Origin of the sequence: Bacillus cereus group sp. MG4 (assembly GCF_040460055.1) — a bacterium.
GTDB classification, from domain to species: Bacteria; Bacillota; Bacilli; order Bacillales; family Bacillaceae_G; genus Bacillus_A; species Bacillus_A wiedmannii.
Window position 1 is genome coordinate 2,052,611 of the sequence record NZ_JARVGZ010000001.1, and the last position, 18,988, is coordinate 2,071,598.

The window sequence follows — 18,988 nt, forward strand, 5'->3', positions numbered from 1 at the left end:
GTTTGATTTTTGTTAAAAAATAATAAATTTTCGATAAAAAATAAGCAGGAGATTAATCCTGCTTATTTTTGTCTTCTTACATTTTGAGGTTTTACAATACTTGGGCGCACTTTTAAACTAGACATCGTCGGGCGAAGTAAAATTTTTGTTAATGCACCCCAATCAAATGGTAAAAATGGCCATAAATAAGGTGTTTGTAAACTTTTTATAGACGTTAAAAATAAAATCAATATCGTCATACCAATTACAAATCCCATCTCATGGAAGAGACCTGTTAAAATAATAACAAACAATTTTCCAACTTTATTTCCTAATCCTAATTCATAACTCGGTGTTGCATATGCACCGATCATAGAAACTGCTACATACAAAATAACTTCTGGTACAAACAAACCTACATCGATTGCTATTTGACCAATTAATATGGCGGAAATTAACCCTGCTGCAGACGATAACGGCGTTGGCGTATGAATGGCTGCCATCCTTAAAAACTCAAGTCCGATTTCGGCCATCAACACCTGTAATAGAATTGGTAAATGTGTCATCTTAGTCGGTCCAATGAAAGCAAGGTTTTCTGGTAAAAGAGTTGGATCAAATACAAACACTAACCAAAATGGTAGTAAAAATAAGGAGAATAAGACACCTAAAAAGCGTACCCAACGTAAAAATGTACCGACAGCTGGATTTTGTCTAAACTCTTCCGCATGCTGTAAATGGTGGAAATATGTTGTTGGAGTAATCATAGCACTCGGTGATGTATCAACTAGTACTAACACATGTCCTTCTAATAAATGATTCGCCGCTACATCCGGTCTTTCTGTATATCGAATAAGCGGGAATGGATTATAGCTTTGCTTTACAACAAATTCTTCCACTGTTTTATCCGCCATCGTAATTCCATCCACATCAATGTTATTTAATTCTTGTTTTATAATCTTTACTAAATCTGGATTTGCAACATCTTGAACATATGTAATACAAATATCCGTTTGGGATCTATCTCCTACTCGAATCATTTCATTTCGAAGACGTGGGTCACGTATCCTTCTACGAATTAACGCTGTATTTACAACGATATTTTCAACAAATCCATCCCTTGCACCACGTACTACCTTTTCTGTATCTGGTTCTGTCGGCGTCCGGCCCGGATAACTACGAACATCTATTGCGAACGCTTCCGTTTCACCTTCCACAAATATAACGATGAGTCCTGATAATACTTGAAGCATTACCTCATCCATCGTTTTCACTTTGCTTACTTGTTGATGGATTAAACGATTCTCTAAAAGCTTCACTGTATCTTCTTCTACATCCCTTATCTCATTTGTATCCACCGCTTCTTCTAAAATAGGGATAATATAATTTGTATCACAAAGTCCGTTTACAAATAACACACCAATTTCTTTATTTAAAATTTGAAATTTACGAATGCCAACATCGTATGTAACACCCAGTCCAGCTGTTTGCTTTAAGTAATTTTCATTATCACTTATGAAAGATGAAATAGGGATTTCCACTTTTTTAGGTTTCGTCATAAAAACCACTCCTTTCCAAAATTAATTGAATCGCTTTTCTAGTAATAGGTGATCCTCTTTCCCATTCATCGTTTCCACACATCTTACCAATATCACCAACTCCCACAATGACAGGAACATTCAGATCATCTAAACAATAAATTGTATCTCCGCTAATTCTGCCAATTTCACCATCTGGAAGTCCAAATTTATCAACACCGTATTCCGTTAAATTCCCGTTCCGATCTACACTGACATCTACACGTGCCCATTCCCAATGATGTGTATTAGACGCTACTGCCAAAACCCCCAGTACATCAATTTGTTTATGTGTGGCTACATATTTTAAAGCCTTTTCACCAGATCCTTCTCCAATAAATCCACTGTCATCAAACATGACAAATACAGGGTCATATGGCGTTTGCATAATAAGCTCAACAACTTTCTTCCCTGTCAATTTGGTTGGATTACTTTGTGATGCTGAAATACACCTTCCCCCAAATTCCTTCGTTAAAAGCTCAATTGTCCGCTTTGCATATTCATCTCCATCTGTGACCAAAACAACCCTTCGTCTCATTTGATTTATCCTTTCGGTTTACATATAAGTGCTACAAAAAATGAAAATAATATCGCTGCAGAAATGCCTGCAGACGTTAAACTAAACATACCCATACCAATCCCAATATATCCGTGTTTTTCTGCCGCATGCATTGCCCCATGTAATAGCGAATGTCCAAAACTTGTAATAGGAACTGTCGCCCCAGCACCAGCAAACTTTATAAGTTTATCGTACAATCCGAATCCATCTAAAACTGCTCCTATAACTACAAAGGTAGCCATTAAGTGGGCTGGTGTTAACTTTGCGAAATCTAACAATACCTGTCCAATTACACAAATGGCGCCTCCTACAAGAAATGCATATATAAAATCCACAATTCACTCTCCCTTCACTCTCTCAAATACGACACCATGTGCAATTGTTGGAATGGTTTCTTTCTGCTGCATCATCATCGGACTTAATAACGCGCCAGTAGCAACGACAAAAATTCGTTGTAAATTCCCTTTTTGCATCTCGCTTAATAAATGACCATATGTGACAACAGCTGAACAAGCACAACCACTACCACCGGCAAATACTTCTTCTTGACCGGGATCATAAATCATTAATCCGCAATCATTATATATATGCCCAAGATCATAACCTTCTTCCAGTAACAGTTGTTTTGCGATTGGTGTCCCAATAGCTGATAAATCACCGGTAACAATCAAATCATAATCTACTGCACTTCTCTTCAAATCTTCAAAATGTTGTTGAATTGTATGAGCAGCAGCAGGTGCCATCGCCGACCCCATATCTAAAGGATTCGCAATCCCTAAATCTTGCACTTTTCCAATCGTAGCTGCCGTAATTTTAATAGCACTTTTTTCTTTACTAATTAATATGGATCCCGCACCTGTAACAGTGGAATTTGCTGTTCCTGGTTTTTGTCCCCCATACTCTGTTGGATAACGGAACTGTCTTTCAGCCGTTGCATTATGACTACTTACCGTCGCTAAAACACGATTTGCGAATCCACCATCTATAAAGGCTGATCCAACCGCTAAAGTCTCCATCGAGGTTGCACAAGCGCTAAACATCCCTAAAAAGGGAATCCCCCAATTACGTGCAACATAATTTGCTGTCACTGTTTGATTTAATAAATCACCCGCTAAAAAGAAATCAATTTGTGATGTTTTTACATTTCCTTTTTGCAAGACTTGTTGAATTGAATCTGACATTAATCTTCGTTCAGCAAGTTCCCAGTTTTCCTCTCCGCAATGTAAATCATCATATGAAATATCAAAATCCTTCCCAAGAGGGCCTTCAGCTTCTTTTGGACCGACAGCAGTACCGGTTGCATTCACATAAATATCATTTTGAAATACCCACGTTTGTTTTCCGGTCAACCTCATACTAGCCCCTCCTTTAAGACATAAAAATGTTAAAAGTATATCTTATTAATCCAATAACGTATGCACCAACGACCCCAAAAACGATAACACTTCCCGCTAGCTTAAACATATTTGTAGCAACCCCAAGCACAATTCCTTCACTCTTATGTTCTAGCGCAGCGCTCGCCATAGAATTCGCAAATCCCGTAACAGGTACGGCCGATCCCGCTCCAGCAAATTGACCGATTTTATCATATACACCACAACCTGTTAAAATCGCCGATAATAATACAAGCGTTGCAACTGTCGGATTTCCTGCCTCTTGTTCACTGAAATGAAAATAATGTATATAAAATTTCATCAATACTTCTCCGACAGTACAAATGAATCCACCTACAAGAAATGCCTTGACACAATTTAGAAAATAGTTTGGTTTTGGATGGTACTCCTTCACTTTATTTATGTAATCATCCTTTAGTTTTCGCCCTGTCATTTATATATTGCCTCCTACTTTACGAAATAAATCCAGTGAAACAATGAGCCTATTACTTTGCCAAGTACAAGAGCAACGAGTAAAACAACGATTTTCCCTTCTACCCCTACTCGTTTCGCTAAAATAGGTAAAACATTTAACACTTCTGTTAATGCGGCTGCAAGCATTCCAATGAATGTGCCACAAAATATTCCTAATATAACAAGCCAATATTGCGACGTTTGAAATGTAATGTTTTTCAAACTACACCAAGCTCCTGTTAACGTACCTGCAATAACTGCCCACTCAAAATATTGAATGTGCTTTCCACTTCTCGTTAATTGAGTTAGACGGGGGATTATACCAAGTACAGCTAAAAATGCGACATACCCGCTACCTACTGCAATTCCTCCCGCTAAACCAATTAAAATAACAAGCCCAGACTCAATCATCGGCAAGTTGTTTCATATTGTCCTTGTTTTCATGAACAATTACATATTGGTCAAGTGACTGCTGGTATTGGAACATCTCCACTTCTAACGGACTCGGCTCTTCATTAATTCGCTTTTGAAATACATGATTAAAAAATAAGACCATACCTAACCCAAGACCTACTGAATAAGGAATTTGAAATAGAAGTGGTTGTGCCTTAAATTCTCCCGTAATCATGTAATATAACCGCTGGTGCACTTGTTGCATGCTTACATCTTCATGGAAATAAATGATCGCAAGAGCCGCTCCAATAAAAAGTAACAACCATACAAGTCCGAAGAAAATCGGATGTACTTTCTTTTTTTCATATATAATTTCAACAAGAGTTTGTCCAGAACCGAGTAAATTAATTTGTATATGAGCCGCTTTTCGCCTAATAATCTCAATAATTTTCATAACATCAATTACAACATGCGTCTTATCATGCGCTGTTATTTTGTAAACTACCTCATCCTGTAACAACTCAACTACCACAGTATCTCCGGCAAGTTGAGCGACATCACGTAGTTTCACTTCATACGTAGGAGAAACTTTTAATCGATTACGCATTTTAATATAAATTGTTTGTTCCAATTTCCATTCACCTCTTCACTCTTCACTCTTCCTCGTAGTTGTAGTATGGTTATTGAATTTTTTTCTAATACAATTTTTTCATAAAAAAACATCTGTACCGTTTCGGTACAGATGTTTTTTAGTTTATGCCTTTTTCTTAAATAAATTTGCAATACTTAATGCGAGTCCTCCCCAAATGACTACCATACCAATAACCATCATCATAATCGCTGATCCGCTCATTATGAAACACCCCGATCTTTCCATTCTTTTTCAAGCTTAACAGAATCTGAATGTATTTGTGCATTCCATTTCTTTATACTAATGATTAGTGCAACGATAAGGAACGCTGCTGCAATTGACCAACCATATGTTACGACAAACTCCGTTGGATAATCTCCGTAGTTCTTTTTAATATTTTGGATTGTACCATCAATTAACATGTATCCTAACATAAGCGGGGTAATAACGAGTAAACTTACTCTCCAAAACGTCCCTAACTTAATATCAGATACGAAGTTTGCATGATTTTGATAAACTGGTAAACGGCGTAGAATGAGCCCTATCGTAACTACTTCCACTAATGCAATTGAAATTAATCCGAAGTTATTAGCGAAATAATCAACAACATCTAAGAACATAAGCCCGCCACGTGTTGCAAAAACAAGAGAAACTAGTACGAGAAGCGTTCCCATAATTCCAATTGTTTTTTGGCGGCTTAAGCTGAACTTTTCAGATACGGCAGCAAAACATACTTCCGCAAGCGAAATGAGGGATGTAATTCCAGCAACCGTTAATGATAAGAAAAATAATACGCCAAATAACGGTGACATCGGTAATTCATTAATAATTTGCGGGAATACTACGAATGCAAGTCCTACACCAGCACTTGCTACTTTATCAACTGGTACTCCCATATTGTTTGCCATAAATCCAAGAGCTGCAAAGACCCCAATCCCTGCTAATAATTCAAATCCTGAGTTTGCAAAGCCAGTAATAAAGGCATTATTTGTTGTATCTGAGTTTTTAGGTAAATAACTAGAATACGTAATCATAATTCCAAATGCTAAAGATAAGCTAAAGAAAATTTGACCGTAAGCAGCAAGCCATACCTTTCCATCAAAAATACGACTCCAATCCGGTTTAAAGAATGCATCTAATCCTTGCATCGCACCTTCCATCGTCACTGCACGAACTACGATAATAAGGAACATAACAACTAATAAAGGAATGAAAATACGGTTAACAACTTCGATTCCTTTTTTAACTCCTTTGAATGCTACACCGAGCACGATAATCCAAACGAGAGCTAATGGAATTAATACTTCCGGTACGAGCCCTCCAAACTGTCCAGGCTTATCTGCAACATGCAAATACTCTTTAAATAAAAATGATTGCGTGTCTTTCCCCCATGCTCCAGTAATTGCAAAGTACGTATACGAAATAGACCAAGCAATAATTACTGCATAATATGTTGAAACGATAAACGTTACACACATTTGCCACCATCCGATGAATTCAGCACGCGGACTAATACGGAAGAACGTAAGTGGCGCGGAACCACGGTGACGATGCCCAAGAGCAAATTCAAACGCTAATAATGAAATACCAGTCGTTAATAATGCAAATAAGTACGGTAAAAAGAATGCGCCTCCCCCATTTTCATACGCTGTATAAGGAAAACGCCATATGTTTCCTAATCCAACGGCAGAGCCAACCGCTGCGAAAATAAATCCAGCTCTCGTTCCCCATTGTTGCCTCGTTTCCATATTTCCTTCCCCCTTTGTGACAAGTTCATACTTGGATTATATTTTAAATTTACTAAATTATCAATAAATTCTGTTAATTTTTATAGAAGTTTACAATCCCTCCTAATTAAAGTCATAAAAAAAATCGAATAGACAGCTATTCATCTATTCGATCTTTCATCTGTTTTAATATTTTCTTTTCAAGTCTTGAAACTTGTACTTGCGAAATGCCTATTCGTTCCGCTACTTCCGATTGGGTTTGATCTTTATAGTAGCGTAAATACACAATTAAACGTTCTCGATCATCTAATTCTCTAATTGCTTCTTTTAAAGCAATTTTATCGAACCATTTCGTTTCGGATTGATCGGCAATTTGATCTAAAATAGTGATTGGATCTCCATCGTTTTCATACACCGTTTCATGTATGGATGAAGGAGCACGACTCGCTTCTTGCGCCAGAACCACTTCCTCTGGCGTTAGTTCTAACGCTTCGGCTACTTCATTAATCGTTGGGGCTCTTCCAAATTCTTTCGAAAGCTCGTCTCTCATCTTTCGTATTTTATTTCCTGTTTCCTTTAAAGATCTACTTACTTTCACTGATCCATCATCACGTAAAAATCGCTGTATTTCGCCAATAATCATTGGAACTGCATATGTTGAAAATTTCACGTCGAAAGATAAATCAAATTTATCTACCGATTTTAAGAGCCCAATACATCCAATTTGAAATAAATCGTCTGGTTCGTATCCTCGATTAAGAAAACGCTGCACAACCGACCATACGAGACGCATATTGCTTTGAACGATTGTATCTCTCGCTTGCTGATCTCCATCTTGACTTTGTTTAATTAACGCTTTTAGCTCGTGGTCCTTTAACTGAGGTTTCTTCTTCTCATTTTTGACCTCTATGTCCATAGGCTATTCTCCTTAATTGCATAGAGCGTTACTATTTGATAAGTATTTTGTCAAATGGATTGTTGTCCCGAAAGATTCGTTTGAAATAACTTCTACTTCATCCATAAAATTTTCCATGATAGTAAATCCCATTCCGGAACGCTCTAATTCAGGTTTAGTTGTAAAAAGGGGTTGTCTTGCTTCATCTAAATCAAAGATGCCAATCCCTTCATCTCGAATCGTGAGTTTCACCATTGCTTCTTCCAAAATTACAGAAATATAAACAACACCTTCTGCATTTCCTTCGTACCCATGAATAATTGCATTCGTAACTGCTTCTGACACAACTGTTTTAATCTCCGTAAGTTCTTCCATCGTTGGGTCTAGTTGCGCAATGAATGCAGCTACTGTAACGCGAGCGAACGATTCATTTTGACTTAATGCTGAAAATTGAAGGTTCATTTCATTTCTCATTTATGCCACCCCCAACGTCGCGAGCGCATGCGCTTCACTTTCTTCTAAACGAACAATTTTAAATAAGCCCGACATCTCAAATAAACGTTTAACAGGCGGTGAAATTGCACAAACAACCATTTCTCCACCTAATCCCTTTACATGCTTATATCGGCCTAATATAACACCTAAACCAGAACTATCCATAAACGATAAGTTCTCTAGGCTCAAAACAATATGATGAACACCATGTGTCTCAATCATATCTGTTACTTTCGTTCGCAACTCTTCAGCAGTATGATGATCTAATTCACCCGCTAGTCTCACACATAGGACGTCACGTTTTACTTCTAATTGCATGGAAAGACTCACACGATTTCCTCCTTATGCTCAAACTTTACTCATTTACATACATAAAGATTTTCGTGATACAACCTAAGAATCCTTCCTACTGACAAAAGAAGAACTATTTCGCCATAAAGTGAAACTATTCAGCAATTATTTACTTTCATACGAATAGAAAAGCGGCAAAATATTTGCCGCTATTTTGATGTTGAAAACATCCCAAAACTTCTTTTAAATAACTCCCACCAGCTCGCTGCAGCAACATCTTCTTTTGCTACAATTGTTTGCTTTAATAAAACATCTTTATCTTTTTTAATAACAAGTGTACCAAGTGCGTCACCTTTTTTAATCGGCGCTTTCACTTTCTTTTCGGCAATTACTTCTTGCTTTACTTTATCCATATTTTCGCCTTTCTTCATAAGAAGAGACACATTGTCTGACGCAACTAAATCTACTTTTTCTTTTTTACCTTTTCCTACTTGTACAGTCTTAATTTTTTCGCCTCGTGTATACAATTTCTTTGTCATATATTGACCAAATGCGTAGTCAAGAAGCTTCGTTACTTGATTGTTCCGTTCTTTCGATGTAGGTGCTCCCATAACAACTGAAATAACACGCATCCCATTCTTTTCAGCAGATGCTGTTAAACAATATTTCGCTTCAGTCGTAAAGCCCGTTTTTACACCATCTACTCCAGGATAAAAACGTACTAACTTATTCGTATTCACGAGCCAAAACTTCTTATCCGTATCTTCACGTAAATAGTCTTCGTATTTACCTGTATATTTGCGAATAAGTGGGTACTTCATCAATTCTTTCGCCATTATAGCCATATCATTTGCTGTGGAATAATGGTCTTTAGCTGGAAGACCTGTTGGATTTTGAAAATGAGTGTTTTTCAGTCCTAAGTCTTTCGCTTTTTTGTTCATCATATTTACAAAACCTTCTTCTGAACCAGCGATATGCTCCGCTACTGCAACAGACGCATCATTTCCAGATGCAATTGCGATACCTTTTAGCATTTCATTTACAGTCATCTCTTCTCCAGGCTCTAAAAAGATTTGTGATCCACCCATTGAAGCTGCATGCTCACTTGCTCTAACTTTATCGGTCAGTTTTAGTTTTCCTTTTTCAACTTGTTCCATAATTAATAGCATTGTCATAATCTTCGTCATACTAGCAGGTGGTAACTTCTCATTTGGATTTTTATCAAACAAAACTTTACCTGTATCTTGTTCAATTACAATTGCTGATGACGCTTGTTCCGCTAACTTCGGCGTTGTTTCTTCTGTTTTCTCCTGCTTCGTCTTCTCAGATTGTGCGAAACTAACTGAAGTAACAGAAAGCAATAACATGAAACAAACAAGTATTCCAAAAACTCGCTTCATGACTAACCCTCCATTCTATATCAGACCTATTTTTTCCAATTCCTCATTTTTTAATACCATATTTTTCTAATATTTTTAGTTGACAAATACATTTATCATCTATATTGTATTAAGTGTATTACACGCATTAGTACACTTAATACAAGTCAGAAAGGAGACATTGCTCTTGCATATTCAACTTGATCCAAGAAGCAACACTCCGATATGGGAACAAATTGTTCAAAATATAAAAGAACTCGTATTGAAGAACATGTTAGCTCCAAGTGACAAACTACCTTCTGTACGCGAACTCGCTTCTTTACTCGTTATAAATCCAAATACAGTGAGTAAAGCGTACCAAGAGTTAGAGCGACAAGGGATTATTGAAACATTACGAGGAAAAGGAACATTTGTATCCCAATCGATTACCCCAACATTAGACGAAAGGAAAATCGCTATGGTTGAAAAGCAATTTCATCAGTTACTATTAGAAGCCTCTTATCTTGGTGTTACGAAAGATAAAATTCATGATTGGATAGATTCATACTATAAAGAGATTGGAGGAAGTTCGGATGCTGAAAGTGACAAGCTTGAAGAAAACAATTGATAATCAAACGATTTTAGACGATATTTCTTTCACATTACAAAGAGGAAGTATCGTCGGATTGCTCGGAAGAAACGGTGCGGGAAAAACAACTTTATTACGAACGATGGTCGGCATTTTAGACCCTGATGCAGGGACTGTTACATATGAAGATACAAACATTCATCAATGCCCTGAAATAAAGCAAAAAATCGTATACGTTCCTGATTCTACTAACATACTGAACGGATATACGATAAAAGAAATTGTAAAGTTTTATAAAGCCGTTTATACAGCATTTGATGAACAGCATTTCTATGAACTGTTAGAACGCTTTAACTTACCAAACAAACGAATTCGTAGTTACTCAAAAGGAATGAAAGCATTACTTGCCATCATTTTAGCCGTTTCTACAAAAGCAGAATATATCATTTTAGATGAACCGACAAACGGACTTGACCCTATTGTGAAAAGACAAATTTTACAGTTTCTCGTTGGAGAAGTTGCAGAAAAAGAGATTACCATTTTCATCTCCACTCACCATTTAGATGAAGTGGAACAAATTGCAGATACAATCATTATATTAAAAGGCCATACTATATCTTCTATTACATCACTAGACGATGCAAAATCACGATTCGCAAAAATACAAGTAGCTTACGAACGTTCACTACCTCAAAAACTAGAAAACTTAAACCATATTAAAATATTAAATCAAACAGGAAAAGTATATACAATCTTAATTGAGGGAAATGTGGCTACAACACTAGAGAAATTTTATAAAGAACAACCTATACTCATTGAAGAATTAACAATGTCTCTTGAAGATGTCTTCGTTACGACACTGGAGGAGGATGGTTATGTTTCATAAGGCGTTGTGGATATGGAATTGGAAGCGCGGGAAATATGCTGCGTTACTATTCTTCTTTAGTTCGCTTTATCTTCTATCTCTCGGATACTATAGAAGTGCTCAGATGGAACTCGATAAATATTACGAATTACAAGAAAAAGGGGAACAGTATTATTATTTTTATACCTTTTCTGCACGAGATGGTAATAGTTTTTGGTTAACTGTTCTTATCATTGCTTTAGCCTGCTTATTGATAGGATGGGAACGTAGCAACCAATCTAATACACTACTTATGACGATGCCATTTAAAAGAAAAAATGTTTTCTTATCTAAATGGGCTTTCGGTTCACTTTGTATTGTGAGCTCGTTACTTATAAATTGGATTATTATGTATGTTATTTATAGAACAACCATCCATTTTGATTATCAATCATTTAGTCCATTTCACCGATACTTTCTTTATGCGATAGTTTCTTATGTTGCAGTCTATACAGCTGCTCTATGTATCGGTACTTTTACTGGAAGTATTGTTTCACAGGTCATTTTTTGCATTCCATGGCTACTAATGGGGCTTACATTTATTCCACTAGTGTACACTTTTACGCTAAACCATTTAGAGGCTACCAATACTAAAAATAATAAATTAGATCAACAACTATATGAAATCAATCAAAAAACAAATATAGTTGTACCAATATATCGCTTTTCTATTGATTATAACTATCAGCCAGATTCTCGGAAGAGGGACAACGATCCAACTACTTTAAGAAATCCAGCATCTCACGTATATTATTCAGCCAAATCAATGTTAGTCCCTATTTTCTATACGATATTTTATTTACTACTTGGAACATATTTATATATGCGGTCACCAAATGAAAATAATCAAAAGATATTTATTTTCCAAAAACATTTAAAAATATGGATATGGGGAACAAGCATTTACTTTGCATTACTAGGTGGCTATAAAATCAATCAATTTTTTTTCTTACCAAACTACTATATCAGTTTGTTTCTCGCTGGAATCATTACTTATGTTGTATTATCACGCCTAACAAATTATAAAGTTTTTTAAAGGAGAGATCCTATGTTTCAAAAAGCACTGTGGCTAAGAACGTATCAACAAAGTAAATATGTTGTATGGTTATTTTGGCTCGTCAGCTTCTATACTCTGTCATATAAATACTATATGACTTCTATTCAACAGCAACACTTTCTAAATGACAATAAAAAATGGAACTATGTGTATCATTACCACTTTGATTTAGCACTTCTAGATTCTATCATGCTGTTAGGTAGTGTGCTAATCGTTCTAGCTTGTACTTTAATTGGATGGGAAAGACAAAATAACTCTAGCGACTTGTTATGGTCTATGCCATTTAAACGTTCAGACCTTTATATAACAAAGTGGTTGTTTGGAATCTGTAATATCACCGCTGTTGTCGTTTTAAACTGGGGACTATTTGCTATTATGAAAAAGTTGACTTTTCATAATAAATATCAAGTATTCTCCCCATTTCATAGTTACTTTATATACATGTTAATTGTATTAATCGCAATTTATACACTTGCCTTATGTATAGGAACCATTGCAGGGAATATTATATCGCAAGGATTTCTCACTACAGCTATATTAATCTTCCCTGCTTTATTTCCATCACTTATCTCAGGGGTCATTGCTGTTCACTCAAACACTGAATTTCATAAGGACAATGGCCTTATACATAATGTGATGGAAAACATACGTATTTCTAGTCCAGCAGAAGAGTTTACTATTAGCTTTAATTACGATCCTCAAAACGCTTATACTGATAAGGATGGAATACGTCATAATGAACCAAACTTTACAACAATCCCTTCGGCAAAATTATTGATCGCACCTATTACACATATCATTATTTTGTTACCACTCGGGATGTATTTATATGTTCATTCAGTCAATGAGCGAAATGGTAACTACTTATTATATCCAAAACTACAAAAAGTAGTTTTAGCTTGTGCGATTTTCTTTGGTGGGATCGTTGGAGGTTTAATGCTAAGTCGCGCGCACTCATTGTCTAGCTTTTACATCGGATTTTTCGTGACTAGTTTCATTACGTATTTCTTCCTGCCTAAAATGTTAAAATGGAAAGTCTCTTGGAATTTCAAATAAAATAACCTCCTCTCGATGAGGAGGTTATTTCACATTCTCTCTTCTTTTCCCATACTCTTTTTCTTGCTTCGTTCCAAACCCGTCACCATTTGCCACGATTTGATCTGTGGGAGCAACTATACTTTCAGCAATTCTCCATTCTCCCCCTTGCTGAATAAACACTTGCATAAAATAATTCATTCCATTTAACTGATACGAATTTTCTTTTTTCACTTCATAACGAGCTGCAACATAATACACTTGCACATTCTCAGCTTCAAACTTAGAAATATATTGTGATAATCTCGGGATGTACTGCGATGCTTTTTGAAGTGGCAGTTGTTTTACTTTTACAAGCGAAGACTTTGTTACATTACTGATTGTATCTTCATGCCGAATGTTATCACTATGATGAAATAAAATAGCATTCTGCATAGAACGAATCCATAGTTTTGAATATAGAACAGGTTGCTTATTTGAAATATGCTGTAATTCTTTCTGAACGACTTGAAGAGGCGTTGCGGCATCCACGAATTGATTAAAGCAGAAAAAACTTCCAATCATAATGAAAAGCGTACAAATACGTTTCATAATTTTTCACTCCGATTCTTTTTAATTCAAGTATTGGAGTTTCAAAATGTTTTTATTCAAAAGAAAAAGGATAGGAAAGCTTTCGCTTCCTATCCTCATTTATTATAATACGCGGCCAAATAAATCTAAAACCATCTCGATTTCTTGGTCGCTCCAACCTTTAAATCTCTCTTTATAATATTCTTTACGCACAGCTTCAAGTTTTTCAGTTACTTCTCTTCCGTGTTCTGTAATTTCTAGGTACACGATACGACGGTCTGAATTTGAACGCTTTCTTTCTACAAACCCTTTTCGTACGAGACGATCAGTAACAGCTGTAATATGACTGGAGGTTACGTTTACTTCACTCGCAATTTGCGAAGCCATCTGTGGACTGTTTAAAAATAACGCGCGTAATACAGAAAATTCATTGTATGGCATATGTTCTGCAAAACGTGTATTAATATCATTTTGTAATAAACGTATCATCTTTCGGAATGATCCGGATAACTCTAAAATCAGTGTTTCTCTTTTTTCGTTCACTAGCCTCGTCCCTTTTTTATCATATTTACACATATTATAATCTATAAATACCTATGTTGTATATGCTTTCTTCCCTCAACATTCTCATTTATGTAACTTTTTTCATATAAATTTCTTTTTTGTTCACACATATACATATAAATAAGGATGGTGATGGAAGATGCAAGGTGGAATGAATCCTTATTTACACAACGTACGTACAGCTAATACTGGTAAAGAAGCGACTATTACTGTACAAGGTGAAGGTGTTGTCAAAGCAAAACCCAATGTTGTTATATTAACACTTGGCATTAGAACTGATAGTAAAAATGTGAAACAAGCGCAAGAAGAAAATGCAGTGCAATCAAAACAATTGCTTGATGCACTTAAACAGCTTGGTATTGCTGATAAAGACATAGAAACGATTTCTTATACGATCACTCCCCAATACGAGTATGTAAATGATAAAGCATTACTGCAAGGATACCGTGTGGAACATTTGTATGAAATTACCGTTTTAAATGTACAAAAAGCAGGGGAAGTATATGATATAGCCGTTTCAAATGGAGCGAACTTAGCAAAAGGGTTACGTTTTCGAATATCTCATCCAAATAAATATTATGAGCAAGCTCTCATTCAAGCTCTGCAACAAGCGGTAGAAAAAGCTCGTGCTATTGCGAGTACATACAATTTAAACATTAATCCAGTTCCACTCTCATTCGTTGAAGAATCTGTCCAATTACCACGGGAAGTGACGTCCTATGCTACTTTACATGCGCAAGCAGCTCCGCCCATTCAATCAGGAGAATTAGAAATCATTTCAACAATACGAGCCATTTTTACGTATTTATAAATAATTTCTTTTATAAGTAAACGTTATCATTTTCCTTGTTGTAAAAACATGATGTTCTGATATAATAAAGGACGGTGAGCTCTTACGAAAGAGATATCACGGGTGGGAGAGGGATATGAAAAAGAAGGTTTAACATGAAAGGAATACTTGAAAGAACATTTAAATTAGGTTTACACGAAACATCACCAAAACAAGAAGTTTTAGCTGGAGTTACGTCATTTTTCACAATCGTATATATTATGATTGTAAATGCATCAATTTTATCAGATGCTGGCATTCCTCTTGAAGCTGGAATTTTAGCAACTGTTTTCAGTTCATTTGTCGGATGTCTGCTCATGGCATTTTGGGCAAATGCACCTGCTATTCTTGTCCCTGGTATGGGCGTAAATGCATTCTTCACGTACACTGCTGTGCATACGCTCGGATTAGCTTGGCAGGAAGCACTAGCAGCTGTCTTCATCTCTGGTATTATTTTTGCAATTGCTGCGTTTACACCAATCGCTCGCGTGCTTTCAGTATCGATTCCAAAGTCATTAAAGGAAGCTATTACTGTCGGCATCGGATTATTTTTAGCATTTATCGGATTGCAAAAAGGTGGTTTAGTCGTTTCGAACCCAAATACTGCTGTTGCAATGGGTAAATTAAGTAACCCTGTCGTTCTTGCGACCGTGCTTACTCTTATCGTTGCACTTGTACTATTTATTCGTAACGTACGTGGAAACTTTTTATGGACGATTGCAATAGGAACTGGTATTGCATGGCTATTTGGTCTTGTTGATACAAGTCAAATCGGAAATAGTTCATTCTCATTCGCTAATTACGGCGATGTGTTTGGAGCTATGTCATTTGGCAAACTTTCTTCCTTACCGTTTTGGATTGCAACATTCTCCTTAAGCATGGTGCTTATTTTTGAGAACATGGGACTTCTGCACGGTTTATTAGAAGATGACCGTAAATTCCCACGTGCTTACCAAGCCAATGCAATTTCAGCAATGACATGTGGTCTATTTGGCACAAGCCCTACCGTATCAACAGTAGAGAGTGCTGCAGGTATTACTGCAGGCGGAAAGACAGGTCTGACGTCTATCGTTACAGGGTTGTTATTCTTCGCATCACTATTTGCACTTCCGTTTGTGAAACTAATTCCTGATAGTGCCATTGCACCAATCTTAATTATTATTGGCGGCCTGATGATTACAAGCATTCAGCAAATTCCTCTGAACGATTTTTCAGAAGGATTTCCAGCGTTCTTAATTATCGTCATGATCCCGCTCACATATAGTATCGCTGATGGCATTGCGTTCGGATTTATTGCTTATCCTATCTTAAAAATTGCTCTTGGAAAGCGTAAAGAAGTCGCACCGTCTATGTATATCGTTACATGCTTATTCTTAGCCATGTTTGTATTACATGCTATTGGTTAAGTAAAAACACCGAGGAATTTTGAAGTGAACCCTGAAAACGGGACACCTATCAAAACACCTAAACCATCTGTTCCCTAAATTCTTTAGGGGATAGGTGGTTTAATTTTTCTTGAATTCGCACACAATTGTAGTAATGAATGTATTCTAGCACAATCTTTCGCACAGTTGTATTGGATACTTTTGTTATCTCTTGTGAATAGAAAGCTTCACTTTTCAAATGACCAAAGAAGCTTTCCATGACGGCATTATCATGGCAATTTCCTCTCCGGGACATGCTGGTGATAATGCCGTTTTCTTTGGCATACGCTTGAAATTCTTTTGCTGTATAAATACTTCCTTGATCCGAGTGAAGAAGGACATCTTTTACTCTTCGCCCTCTCATTGCTTGTTTCAATGTCTTCATCGCTAATGTCAGTGTTTGTGATTCGCTGATGACACAACTAATAATTTCACGATTAAAGGCATCCATGATCGTTGATAAATACAAGGTACGCTCTCCAAATAAGAGATACGTCACATCTGTAAACCACTTTTCATTTGGTCTGGATGCATCGAATTCACGTTCCAATCGATGAGGGGCTACCATTGGTTCCGCACCATTGATATATTTCTTTTTCTTTCGACGTACTTTTGAAAGAATGTGATTTTGTCTCATGATTCGTAATACTTTTTTATGATTGACACACAGTCCCATTTTTTGAAGAGTAGCGGTCACTCTTCGATATCCATACCGAAATTTATGCCTAAGACAGACGTCCTTTACTTTCTCTTCTATATCATCTTTCCGATCTTCCGTTCGTTGTAACCAGCGATAAAATGTGGAACGGGGTAATTCTAATACGTTACACAATTCTTTTATCGTTATTTTTGTTTTTACGTTTTTCCATAAAGTAACTACAGTTTCTGGTTTCAGCCCCTTTCGATTTCCAGATACTTTCCCCATACAAGTAATTTTGTTTTTAGATGCTTATTTTCTAAACGTAGTTGTTCTAATTCACTGAGCTCTTTTGGTCCTTTTCCATAAGAATATTGTTTTCCTACAGGTTGTTGAAAACGATACGTTTGATCTGTACGATGCCATTTCATCCATGTCTTAATTTGGGAAACATTTTTAATTCCGAGTTTCTCCATAATTGCACGATTTGAATAACCATCTTTCTTCATTTCAATTACTTTCCACTTTGTTTCTTCTGGGTAATGAACTCTTGTCGTCATACGAAAAAACACCTCCATTGAATTTGCATACTTAGTATGCGAATTCAGGAGGTGTTTTTTTCATGTACCACTATTCGGGTTCACTTCATTTTCCTCGGTGTTTTTTTACTTAAACCACCCTTTTTTATAAAACCAAGCCATCATCCCACCGCCAATTAGTGCCATTAGAAGTAGACAAATAAAATAACTATATTGTCCACCAAGCTCTGGCATATGCGTAAAGTTCATTCCGTATACTCCCGCAATAAATGTTAATGGCATGAAAATAGTCGAGAATACAGTTAATGTTTTCATAATGTTATTCATATGATGTGAGTTTAATGAAAAATAGCTATCCCGAATATCTGCCGTTAACTCGCGGCTTGCTTCAATCATTTCTGTTAGTTTAAGCAAATGGTCATGTATATCTTTAAAATAGATCTCATGATCACTTATACCATAAAAACGAGTCGAATTTAAAATACGATACAATAAATCACGCATCGGAATGATTGTGCGCCTTAGCTTCGATAAATCTGCACGTATATCAAATACTTCTTCTAATACACTCCCTGCTGTCTCACCCGTTAAATTATCATCAATTGCATTTAAATGATCCTCAATGTAATATACAGGCGCAAAATAGTCATCTACAATTTGGTCGATAATTGTATGCGCTACGTGCAGGGGACTATTTTTAATACGCTTCTTTTCTCCAAGTGTTTTCCATACTCTTTCGATTGCATTGTTATGAGAAAAGTGGAAAGAAACAATAAAACGATCACTAATAAATAAATCGATCTCGTGCGGTTCTAATCCATCCTCACCAAATGCATGAAGAACTAAAAAGTTATATCCATCATAAAAATCAACTTTTGGCCTCTGTACATATTCTATACAGTCTTCAATTGCAAGGGGATGGAACTTAAAATGATCTTGCAAAATGTATGTATACTCTTCTTTCGTTGGCTTATATAAATCTAGCCAATACCATACAATATGGTCTTTCGTTGTTTCTTCTAGCGAAACATCATATAATACTTCATCTGTTTTTGTTATTGCACAAATTCTAATCATAATTTCACCCATTA

General features: G+C 36.2%; 23 protein-coding genes. 6 read left to right on the plus strand and 17 right to left on the minus strand.

The genetic code is table 11. The features are described 5' to 3' along the window. Positions 1–62: 62 nt before the first annotated feature. The 13 genes from spoVAF to dacF form a co-directional block, all read right to left on the minus strand. A complete protein-coding gene (gene spoVAF, locus QCI41_RS10705) occupies positions 63–1,535 on the minus strand; it encodes a spore germination protein SpoVAF (protein ID WP_075308172.1) in 1,473 nt (490 codons plus the stop codon). Continuing rightward, entirely contained in the window at positions 1,522–2,091 is a 570-nt protein-coding gene (gene spoVAEA, locus QCI41_RS10710; RefSeq protein ID WP_088081519.1) for a stage V sporulation protein SpoVABEA, read from the minus strand. The genes spoVAF and spoVAEA overlap by 14 nt, the downstream gene beginning before the upstream one ends. Positions 2,092–2,096: 5 nt before the next feature. Further along, a complete protein-coding gene (spoVAE, locus tag QCI41_RS10715) occupies positions 2,097–2,447 on the minus strand; it encodes a stage V sporulation protein AE (RefSeq protein ID WP_000345909.1) in 351 nt (116 codons plus the stop codon). 3 nt (positions 2,448–2,450) lie between these two features. Beyond that, positions 2,451–3,467, minus strand: a complete 1,017-nt coding sequence (gene spoVAD, locus QCI41_RS10720) for a stage V sporulation protein AD (RefSeq protein ID WP_353837501.1) — start codon at positions 3,465–3,467, stop codon at positions 2,451–2,453. 13 nt (positions 3,468–3,480) lie between these two features. Next, complete coding sequence (gene spoVAC, locus QCI41_RS10725; protein ID WP_000147730.1) at positions 3,481–3,939, minus strand: stage V sporulation protein AC; 459 nt, start codon at positions 3,937–3,939, stop codon at positions 3,481–3,483. Positions 3,940–3,953: 14 nt separating this feature from the next. Beyond that, positions 3,954–4,370, minus strand: coding sequence for a stage V sporulation protein SpoVAB (spoVAB, locus tag QCI41_RS10730; RefSeq protein ID WP_172552697.1), 417 nt, complete (start codon positions 4,368–4,370; stop codon positions 3,954–3,956). Beyond that, positions 4,363–4,983, minus strand: coding sequence for a stage V sporulation protein SpoVAA (gene spoVAA / locus QCI41_RS10735; RefSeq protein WP_046956412.1), 621 nt, complete (start codon positions 4,981–4,983; stop codon positions 4,363–4,365). Before spoVAA ends, spoVAB begins: the two co-directional genes overlap by 8 nt. A 123-nt stretch (positions 4,984–5,106) precedes the next feature. Further along, entirely contained in the window at positions 5,107–5,205 is a 99-nt protein-coding gene (locus QCI41_RS10740) for a methionine/alanine import family NSS transporter small subunit (protein ID WP_000016829.1), read from the minus strand. Next, positions 5,205–6,731 (minus strand): sodium-dependent transporter, encoded by a 1,527-nt coding sequence (locus QCI41_RS10745; protein ID WP_060488360.1) that lies wholly within the window; start codon positions 6,729–6,731, stop codon positions 5,205–5,207. The genes QCI41_RS10740 and QCI41_RS10745 overlap by 1 nt, the downstream gene beginning before the upstream one ends. A 136-nt stretch (positions 6,732–6,867) precedes the next feature. Beyond that, positions 6,868–7,626, minus strand: coding sequence for an RNA polymerase sporulation sigma factor SigF (sigF, locus tag QCI41_RS10750; protein WP_060488359.1), 759 nt, complete (start codon positions 7,624–7,626; stop codon positions 6,868–6,870). A gap of 12 nt (positions 7,627–7,638) precedes the next feature. Beyond that, positions 7,639–8,079, minus strand: a complete 441-nt coding sequence (gene spoIIAB, locus QCI41_RS10755) for an anti-sigma F factor (RefSeq protein ID WP_001243399.1) — start codon at positions 8,077–8,079, stop codon at positions 7,639–7,641. After that, the gene (spoIIAA, locus tag QCI41_RS10760) at positions 8,080–8,430 is read right to left on the minus strand and encodes an anti-sigma F factor antagonist (protein WP_000059133.1); all 351 of its coding nucleotides are present in this window, start codon (positions 8,428–8,430) and stop codon (positions 8,080–8,082) included. A 170-nt stretch (positions 8,431–8,600) separates the two neighbouring features. Next, a complete protein-coding gene (gene dacF, locus QCI41_RS10765) occupies positions 8,601–9,791 on the minus strand; it encodes a serine-type D-Ala-D-Ala carboxypeptidase DacF (RefSeq protein ID WP_353837500.1) in 1,191 nt (396 codons plus the stop codon). A 166-nt stretch (positions 9,792–9,957) separates the two neighbouring features. Between dacF and QCI41_RS10770 the strand changes: the two genes are divergently transcribed. Genes QCI41_RS10770 through QCI41_RS10785 form a run of 4 tightly spaced genes read left to right on the plus strand, consistent with a single transcriptional unit; the run spans position 9,958 to position 13,355 of the window. Next, positions 9,958–10,377: a GntR family transcriptional regulator gene (locus QCI41_RS10770; protein ID WP_353837499.1), complete on the plus strand. Its 420-nt coding sequence runs from the start codon at positions 9,958–9,960 to the stop codon at positions 10,375–10,377. After that, a complete protein-coding gene (locus tag QCI41_RS10775) occupies positions 10,343–11,224 on the plus strand; it encodes an ABC transporter ATP-binding protein (protein ID WP_353837498.1) in 882 nt (293 codons plus the stop codon). Before QCI41_RS10770 ends, QCI41_RS10775 begins: the two co-directional genes overlap by 35 nt. Beyond that, the gene (locus tag QCI41_RS10780; protein WP_353837497.1) at positions 11,214–12,278 is read left to right on the plus strand and encodes an ABC transporter permease; all 1,065 of its coding nucleotides are present in this window, start codon (positions 11,214–11,216) and stop codon (positions 12,276–12,278) included. The genes QCI41_RS10775 and QCI41_RS10780 overlap by 11 nt, the downstream gene beginning before the upstream one ends. A 12-nt stretch (positions 12,279–12,290) precedes the next feature. Next, positions 12,291–13,355: an ABC transporter permease subunit gene (locus QCI41_RS10785; protein ID WP_353837496.1), complete on the plus strand. Its 1,065-nt coding sequence runs from the start codon at positions 12,291–12,293 to the stop codon at positions 13,353–13,355. Between the two features lie 24 nt (positions 13,356–13,379). On the opposite strand, the gene QCI41_RS10790 is transcribed toward QCI41_RS10785, so the two are convergent. Continuing rightward, on the minus strand, positions 13,380–13,925 hold the full coding sequence (locus QCI41_RS10790) for a hypothetical protein (RefSeq protein ID WP_353837495.1): 546 nt from the start codon (positions 13,923–13,925) through the stop codon (positions 13,380–13,382). 102 nt (positions 13,926–14,027) lie between these two features. Beyond that, the gene (locus QCI41_RS10795; RefSeq protein WP_001003312.1) at positions 14,028–14,447 is read right to left on the minus strand and encodes a MarR family winged helix-turn-helix transcriptional regulator; all 420 of its coding nucleotides are present in this window, start codon (positions 14,445–14,447) and stop codon (positions 14,028–14,030) included. 160 nt (positions 14,448–14,607) lie between these two features. Here QCI41_RS10795 and QCI41_RS10800 point away from each other — a divergent pair, with 160 nt between their 5' ends. Together QCI41_RS10800 and QCI41_RS10805 are read left to right on the plus strand one after the other, a co-directional pair. Further along, entirely contained in the window at positions 14,608–15,279 is a 672-nt protein-coding gene (locus tag QCI41_RS10800; RefSeq protein WP_353837494.1) for an SIMPL domain-containing protein, read from the plus strand. A 134-nt stretch (positions 15,280–15,413) separates the two neighbouring features. Next, positions 15,414–16,703: an NCS2 family permease gene (locus tag QCI41_RS10805; protein ID WP_283791529.1), complete on the plus strand. Its 1,290-nt coding sequence runs from the start codon at positions 15,414–15,416 to the stop codon at positions 16,701–16,703. A gap of 58 nt (positions 16,704–16,761) precedes the next feature. On the opposite strand, the gene QCI41_RS10810 is transcribed toward QCI41_RS10805, so the two are convergent. Beyond that, positions 16,762–17,918 (minus strand): IS3 family transposase gene (locus QCI41_RS10810; protein WP_353837493.1). Its coding sequence is split into 2 segments (ribosomal slippage): positions 16,762–17,666 and positions 17,666–17,918, totalling 1,158 coding nucleotides; the frame shifts between segments, so codons are not numbered across the junction. 105 nt (positions 17,919–18,023) lie between these two features. Continuing rightward, positions 18,024–18,986 (minus strand): magnesium/cobalt transporter CorA, encoded by a 963-nt coding sequence (gene corA / locus QCI41_RS10815; protein ID WP_002008459.1) that lies wholly within the window; start codon positions 18,984–18,986, stop codon positions 18,024–18,026. Positions 18,987–18,988 lie beyond the last annotated feature (2 nt).